Source organism: Lentzea sp. NPDC006480 (assembly GCF_040611995.1).
Taxonomy (GTDB): Bacteria; Actinomycetota; Actinomycetes; order Mycobacteriales; family Pseudonocardiaceae; genus Lentzea.
On sequence record NZ_JBEXPJ010000116.1, the window covers coordinates 21,632 to 27,716 of the forward strand.

Below are 6,085 nucleotides of genomic sequence, written 5' to 3' on the forward strand. Positions count from 1 at the left end.
CCCGCCGCCGTGATCTCCGTACCAGCCTGGGGAAACAGCCGGAGACGAGAGGTGGCGACGTGGAGAAGCAGAGGCTCGCGGAACCCGGTCCGTGGCGCAAGTGGGGGCCGTATCTGAGCGAACGGCAGTGGGGCACGGTCAGAGAGGCGTTCGGCGACGGCAACGCGTGGGACTCGTTCACCCACGACCAGGCCCGGTATCGCGCCTACCGCTGGGGTGAGGACGGCCTGGCCGGGTTCAGCGACGAGCGGCAGCGGCTGTGTCTGGCGCTGGCGTTGTGGAACGGGAAGGACCCGATCTTCAAGGAGCGGCTGTTCGGTCTCACCAACGCCGAGGGCAACCACGGCGAGGACGTCAAGGAGTGCTACTTCTACGTCGACGCCACCCCGACGGCCTCCTACCTGCGGATGCTCTACAAGTACCCGCAGCAGCCGTTCCCGTACGACGACCTCAGGTACACCAATGCCGCGCGCAACCGGAACGAGCCCGAGTACGAGCTGCTCGACACCGGTGTGTTCGACGACGACCGCTACTTCGACGTCGTGGTCGAGTACGCCAAGTCCGGCCCGGAGGACATCCTCATGCGGGTCACCGCCCACAACCGCGGACCCGAAGAGGCGACGCTGCACCTGTTGCCCACCTTGTGGTTTCGCCACACGTGGTCCTGGGCCGGCGACGACCGGGCACCCACGTTGCACACCTGCGCGCCGAACATCGTGCGAGCCGAGCACGCGGAGCTCGGCACCCGCTGGTGGTACGTGGAGCGACCGGTGCCCGTTCTGGTGACGGAGAACGAGACCGACAACGAGCGCGTGTTCGGCTCCCCCAACTCCACCCGGTTCGTCAAGGACGGCGTCGAACGCGCGGTGATCCACGGCGAACCGGCCACCACCCCGGCCGGTGTCGGCACGAAAGCCGCCGCCCACCACGAACTCCGCATCCCCGCCGGACAAAGCGCGACCGTCCGGGTCCGGTTGACCGACCAGCGCAACTCCGATCCCTTCGCGGACTTCGACGCCATCATCAGCCGGCGGCGCAGCGAGGCCGACGACTTCTACGACGAGGTGCTGCCGGGCGATCCGAGCAGCGACGAACGGCTGGTGTGCCGGCAGGCGCTCGCGGGTCTGTTGTGGTCGCAGCAGTACTACGCCTTCGACGTCGAGCGCTGGCTCACCGAACGCGGCGTGGACCCGCTGACCCACGGCCAGGACTGGCGGCATCTGATCGCCGAGGACGTCATCGTGATGCCCGACAAGTGGGAGTATCCGTGGTTCGCCGCCTGGGACCTGGCCTTCCACGCCGTCCCACTGGCCACAGTGGACCCGGACCTCGCGAAACGGCAGATCGAGCTGCTCCTCACGCGCCGCTACCTGCATCCGAACGGTCAGATTCCCGCGTACGAGTGGAACTTCAGCGACGTCAACCCGCCAGTGCACGCATGGGCGGCGTGGTTCGTGTACCAGATCGATCACGACCGGGAGTTCCTCGAACGCGTCTTCCCCCCGTTGCTGCGCACGTTCGACTGGTGGCTGAACCGCAAGGACGCTGACGGCCGCAACCTGTTCCAGGGCGGCTTTCTCGGCCTCGACAACATCGGGGTGTTCGACCGCAGCGCGCCGCTGCCGACCGGCGGCCGGATCGACCAGGCGGACGGCACCGCGTGGATGGCGCTGTACTGCCAGAACCTCGTCCAGATGGCCCTGGAGCTCGGCAAGCACGACCCCGCGTACCTGGAGCACGCCGCCACGTTGCTGGAGAACCTCGCCTGGATCGCCGCTGCCACCGGCCACGTCGGCAGCGGCCTCTGGGACGAGGACGACGGTTTCTTCTTCGACGTGCTGCGGCATCCCGATGGTCGCGCCACACCTCTGAAGGTCCGGTCCGCCGTCGGCCTGCTGCCCCTGGCCGCGGCGACCGTGATCAGCGCTGAGGTGCGGCGCGACCATCCCGAGCTGGTCGAGGGTATGCGCGAGTTCCTCGACCGGCATCCGGCCGTGCGCACCGCGTTGTGGGGACACGGCGCGCAGGCGGACGCGACCGGGCCGGTGCTGTTCTCGTTGTTCGACTCGGACCGCCTGCGCCGGATTCTCACCAGAGTGCTCGACGAGCAGGAGTTCCTGAGTCCCCACGGCATCCGATCGATGTCGAAGTGGCACGAGCAGCATCCGTACTCACTCGTCGTGGACGGCGTGGAGCACCGCGTCGGATATCTGCCCGCGGAGTCCGACAACGGGATGTTCGGCGGCAACTCGAACTGGCGCGGCCCGGTGTGGTTCCCGATCAACGCGCTGGTCATCCGCGCTTTGCTGCACCTGCACGAGTACTTCGGCGACGGCTTCACCGTCGAATGCCCGACCGGTTCCGGGCGGTACCTGACGTTGCGCGAGGTGGCTGACGACATCAGCGAACGACTGCTCGACACGTTCCTGTGCGGGGCGGACGGCATCCGTCCAGTCCACGGTGGACAGAAGCGGTACGCGACAGATCCGCACTGGCAGGGTCTGCCGTTGTTCTACGAGTACTTCCACGGCGACAACGGCGCGGGTCTCGGCGCGAGCCACCAGACCGGCTGGACCGCGCTCGTCGCCCTGCTCCCCCAGGTGGTAACGCGATGAGCTGGCCGGAAGAACCCGTGATCTACGAGATCAACACCGCGGTGTGGCTGGGCGAGCTGTCGCGCGAAGCCGGACGGCTGATCACGCTCGCCGACGTCCCCGCCGCCGCCTGGCACGCCGTGACACCCGCGGGAGTCGACGCGGTCTGGTTGATGGGCGTGTGGGAACGCAGCCTGCTGGGCCTGGCGATGGCGAACGCGAACCCCGGCCTGCGGTCGTCGTTCCACGAGGCGCTGCCGGACCTTCAAGCGCAGGACGTCCTCGGGTCGCCCTACTGCGTGCGGCGCTACGTGGTGGCGGAGGAGTTCGGCGGCGACGAAGGCCTGGCCAGGGCACGGGCCGAGCTGGCAGCTCGCGGGGTGCGGCTGGTCCTCGACTACGTGCCGAACCACGTGGCACCGGACCACCCGTGGGTGGTCGACCACCCGGAGTTCTTCGTGCGCAAGGAGAACGGTGAGATCGAGCTCGGGCGTGATCCGTACTTCCCGGCGTGGCCCGACGTCGTGCAGCTCGACGCCTTCTCACCCGCACTCCGGACCGCCGCCACGATGACGCTCTCCAGTGTCGCGGCCCGCTGCGACGGCATCCGCTGCGACATGGCGATGCTCGTGACGAACGAGGTCTTCTCGCGGACGTGGGGCTTTCCCGCGCCGGAACGGGACTTCTGGCCGGAGATCATCGGCGGGCTGCGCGCTCAGCACCCGGAGACCGTGCTGATCGCGGAGGCCTACTGGGACATGGAGTGGATGTTGCAGCAGCAGGGTTTCAACTTCTGCTACGACAAACGGCTCTACGACCGGCTCGTTTCCGGCGATGTTCAAGGCGTGCGCGAGCATCTGCGCGCCGATCCCGGCTACCAGTCGCGGTTGCTGCGGTTCCTGGAGAACCAGGACGAGCCGCGAGTTTTGAGCGAGCTGAACCCGGATGCCGCCCGAGCAGCCGCGGTCGTGATCGCCACGCTGCCCGGTGCGACGCTGTGGCACGAGGGCCAGTTCGAGGGCAGGCGCGTCCGGCCGCCGGTGTTCCTGGCCCGGCGCCCGGTCGAACCGCTCGACCACGACCTCGCGGCCTGGTACCGGCGGCTGCTCGCGGTCGTCGCCGACCACGGTGTGCGGCGCGGCGACTGGTCATTTCTCGAAGCCGAGGGATGGCCGGACAACCAGTCGTGCCATCGGCTTCTGGCGTGGGAGTGGAAAGCCGCCGACGGCGCGAGGCACGTCGTGGTGGTCAACTTCTCCGACCAGCCGGCTCAGGGGCTGCTGCCCGTGGGCTGGCCGGAGAAGTTCACTGACCTGTTGGACGGTGGTGCCGTCCACGAGCCCGTCAGTCAGCTGTACGTGGAGCTGGGGCCGTGGGGATGTCATCTGTTCGTGACGGCCTGAGCAACGCCGCCGCCCAGCCCGCCGCCGGGTCCAGGTCGACCAGCAGCACCTTCACCAGCACGGTGAGCGGCACCGCCAGCAACGCGCCGAGCGGGCCGAGCACCCAGGCCCAGAACACCAGGGCCAGGAACGTGAAGGTGGTCGACAGCCCGGCGGCGTCGCCGGTGAAACGAGGCTGGATCAGCGACTGCACCACGAAGTTCAGCACTCCGTAGAACGCCAGCACGGCCAGCGCCTTGCGCGGGCCGTGCTGCAGCAGTGCGAGCACGGCCGGTGGCGCCACCCCGAGGATGAACCCGATGTTGGGGATGTAGTTGGTGACGAACGACAACACACCCCACAGCAGCGCCAGCGGAATGCTCAGCAACGCCAGCGCCACCGTGTCCAGCGCGGCCACGACGAGCCCGAACACCGTTGTGACCAGGATGTACCGCCGGGTCCGGCGAACGAACTCCGCCAGCGCCTCCCGCAGCTGCGGCCGGTCCATCGCGATCTCGGCCAGCCTGCCGTTCGCCGAGCCCACCTCGACCCCGAGGAACAGCAGCAGCGCCAACAGGAACACCAGACTCGTGGTGAGGCTCGTCAGGCCCGTCAGCAGACCGCCGATCACCCCGACCAACCGGCCGCGGTCGACGCCGTTGAGCGCGTGCTCGGCTCTCAGCACCAGCTCGTGGTGCGCGAACTCCGGCACCATCGCGACCAGACGCGCGCCTGACACGACAACCGTGACGGCGACGACCGCGAGCACGCCGTAGACGAGCAGCACCACCGTCGCCGTCGCCAGCCACGGTGGCGCGCCGCGGCCGCGCAGCCACCGGTGCGCGGGACTGACCGCGATCACGACCAGCAACGCCAGCATCGCCGGCGCCACCAGCCACGCGACCGCCCGCACACCGGCGACCACGACGACCGCGGCCGCGCCACCGAGCAGGATCGTGAGTGCGCGTGGCATCAACGGTGATGTGTCTGCTCAAGCCGGTCGGACATGACGTCCGCCTCTGGGCCGTGCACGACCACCGCCCAGATCACCGTGACGCACAGGGCGATGACGATCGTGGACCACAGCGGGTGCACCGACACGAAACCCAGTTGCGCCACCGCGTTCACGACCGCCAGCACCACGGCGACCACCCTGGCCCACGCGGCGCCGGACAGCAGCGCGGCGCCCGCCAGCGCCACCAGCACACCGAGCAGCAGGGTGATCCAGCCCCACCCGGTGATGTCGAAGACGAGCACCTGCTGTTCCGTCGCGACGTAGTACTCGCCGCGGAACAACGCCACCAGCCCTTCGATGGCGTTGAAGGACCCCATGACGATCATCATGATGCCCGCGAACCAGATCCAGCCGAGCCAGCCTGTTTCCCGCATGGTGCCTCCGTTTTCTCGGGTTGTGGGGCAACCGTGCATCGGCTCGGTGCACGGATCTTCACCCGCGACGGGTGAGGACGCTCGTGTGCGGTCTCTCGCAGAGTTCTGGGCATGGCCACTTTGACCGTGTGGAAGTTCGACACCTCCGACGGGGCGCGCACCGCGCTCGACCTGTTGCGCAAGCTCCAGGAACAACAGCTGATCACGATCCGCGACACGGCCTACGTCTACTGGGAGGAAGGCGCGAAACGACCCAAGACCAAGGAGCTCGGCAAGCTCACCGGCGCGGGCACGCTCGGTGGCGCGTTCTGGGGCCTGCTGTTCGGGCTCATCTTCTTCATCCCGGTGCTCGGCGCGGCGATCGGTGCCGGGGTCGGCGCGCTGGCGGGATCGCTGTCGCGGGCGGGCATCGACGACGAGTTCGTGCAGGACGTCCGGGAGAGCGTCACGCCCGGCACGTCCGCGCTGTTCGTCATGTCCGAGCACGCCGTGATCGACAAGGTCGCGCACGAGTTCAAGAAGACCGGGGCTCAGCTGATCACGACGAACCTCTCGGTGGAGGAGGAGAAGCTGCTCAAGGAGACGTTCACGGCTTGAGCCGCTCGATGATCACGGCGGTGGTGCGGCCGGCGGCGACAGTCGGGGTGCTGCTGCTGGTCTACTACCGCCGAAGTGGGAAAGACGGCGACCCTATGAATAGACCCACGGCGGAACTGAAGA

At 68.4% G+C, this 6,085-nt stretch carries 5 protein-coding genes; 3 read left to right on the top strand and 2 right to left on the bottom strand.

Annotation, left to right across the window (positions count from 1 at the left end):
• The first annotated feature begins 59 nt into the window (after positions 1-59).
• Both ABZX92_RS32995 and ABZX92_RS33000 read left to right on the top strand, forming a co-directional pair.
• Complete coding sequence (locus ABZX92_RS32995; RefSeq protein ID WP_355568087.1) at positions 60-2,615, top strand: glucosidase; 2,556 nt, start codon at positions 60-62, stop codon at positions 2,613-2,615.
• Complete coding sequence (locus tag ABZX92_RS33000; RefSeq protein ID WP_355568090.1) at positions 2,612-3,997, top strand: alpha-amylase family glycosyl hydrolase; 1,386 nt, start codon at positions 2,612-2,614, stop codon at positions 3,995-3,997. Before ABZX92_RS32995 ends, ABZX92_RS33000 begins: the two co-directional genes overlap by 4 nt.
• On the opposite strand, the gene ABZX92_RS33005 is transcribed toward ABZX92_RS33000, so the two are convergent.
• On the bottom strand, positions 3,939-4,949 hold the full coding sequence (locus ABZX92_RS33005) for an AI-2E family transporter (RefSeq protein ID WP_355568093.1): 1,011 nt from the start codon (positions 4,947-4,949) through the stop codon (positions 3,939-3,941). The two genes, ABZX92_RS33000 and ABZX92_RS33005, sit on opposite strands and share 59 nt — an antisense overlap.
• The gene (locus tag ABZX92_RS33010) at positions 4,949-5,365 is read right to left on the bottom strand and encodes a hypothetical protein (RefSeq protein WP_355568096.1); all 417 of its coding nucleotides are present in this window, start codon (positions 5,363-5,365) and stop codon (positions 4,949-4,951) included. The genes ABZX92_RS33005 and ABZX92_RS33010 overlap by 1 nt, the downstream gene beginning before the upstream one ends.
• A gap of 111 nt (positions 5,366-5,476) precedes the next feature.
• Between ABZX92_RS33010 and ABZX92_RS33015 the strand changes: the two genes are divergently transcribed.
• The gene (locus ABZX92_RS33015) at positions 5,477-5,962 is read left to right on the top strand and encodes a DUF1269 domain-containing protein (protein WP_355568098.1); all 486 of its coding nucleotides are present in this window, start codon (positions 5,477-5,479) and stop codon (positions 5,960-5,962) included.
• Positions 5,963-6,085: the final 123 nt, after the last annotated feature.

What these genes read in the sequence shown, in the direction of transcription:
- ABZX92_RS33000 (WP_355568090.1), top strand. Translation starts at nt 2,612, where the DNA reads ATGAGCTGGCCGGAAGAACCCGTGATCTACGAGATCAACACCGCGGTG.
- ABZX92_RS33005 (WP_355568093.1), bottom strand. Translation starts at nt 4,949, where the DNA reads ATGCCACGCGCACTCACGATCCTGCTCGGTGGCGCGGCCGCGGTCGTC.
- ABZX92_RS33010 (WP_355568096.1), bottom strand. Translation starts at nt 5,365, where the DNA reads ATGCGGGAAACAGGCTGGCTCGGCTGGATCTGGTTCGCGGGCATCATG.
- ABZX92_RS33015 (WP_355568098.1), top strand. Translation starts at nt 5,477, where the DNA reads ATGGCCACTTTGACCGTGTGGAAGTTCGACACCTCCGACGGGGCGCGC.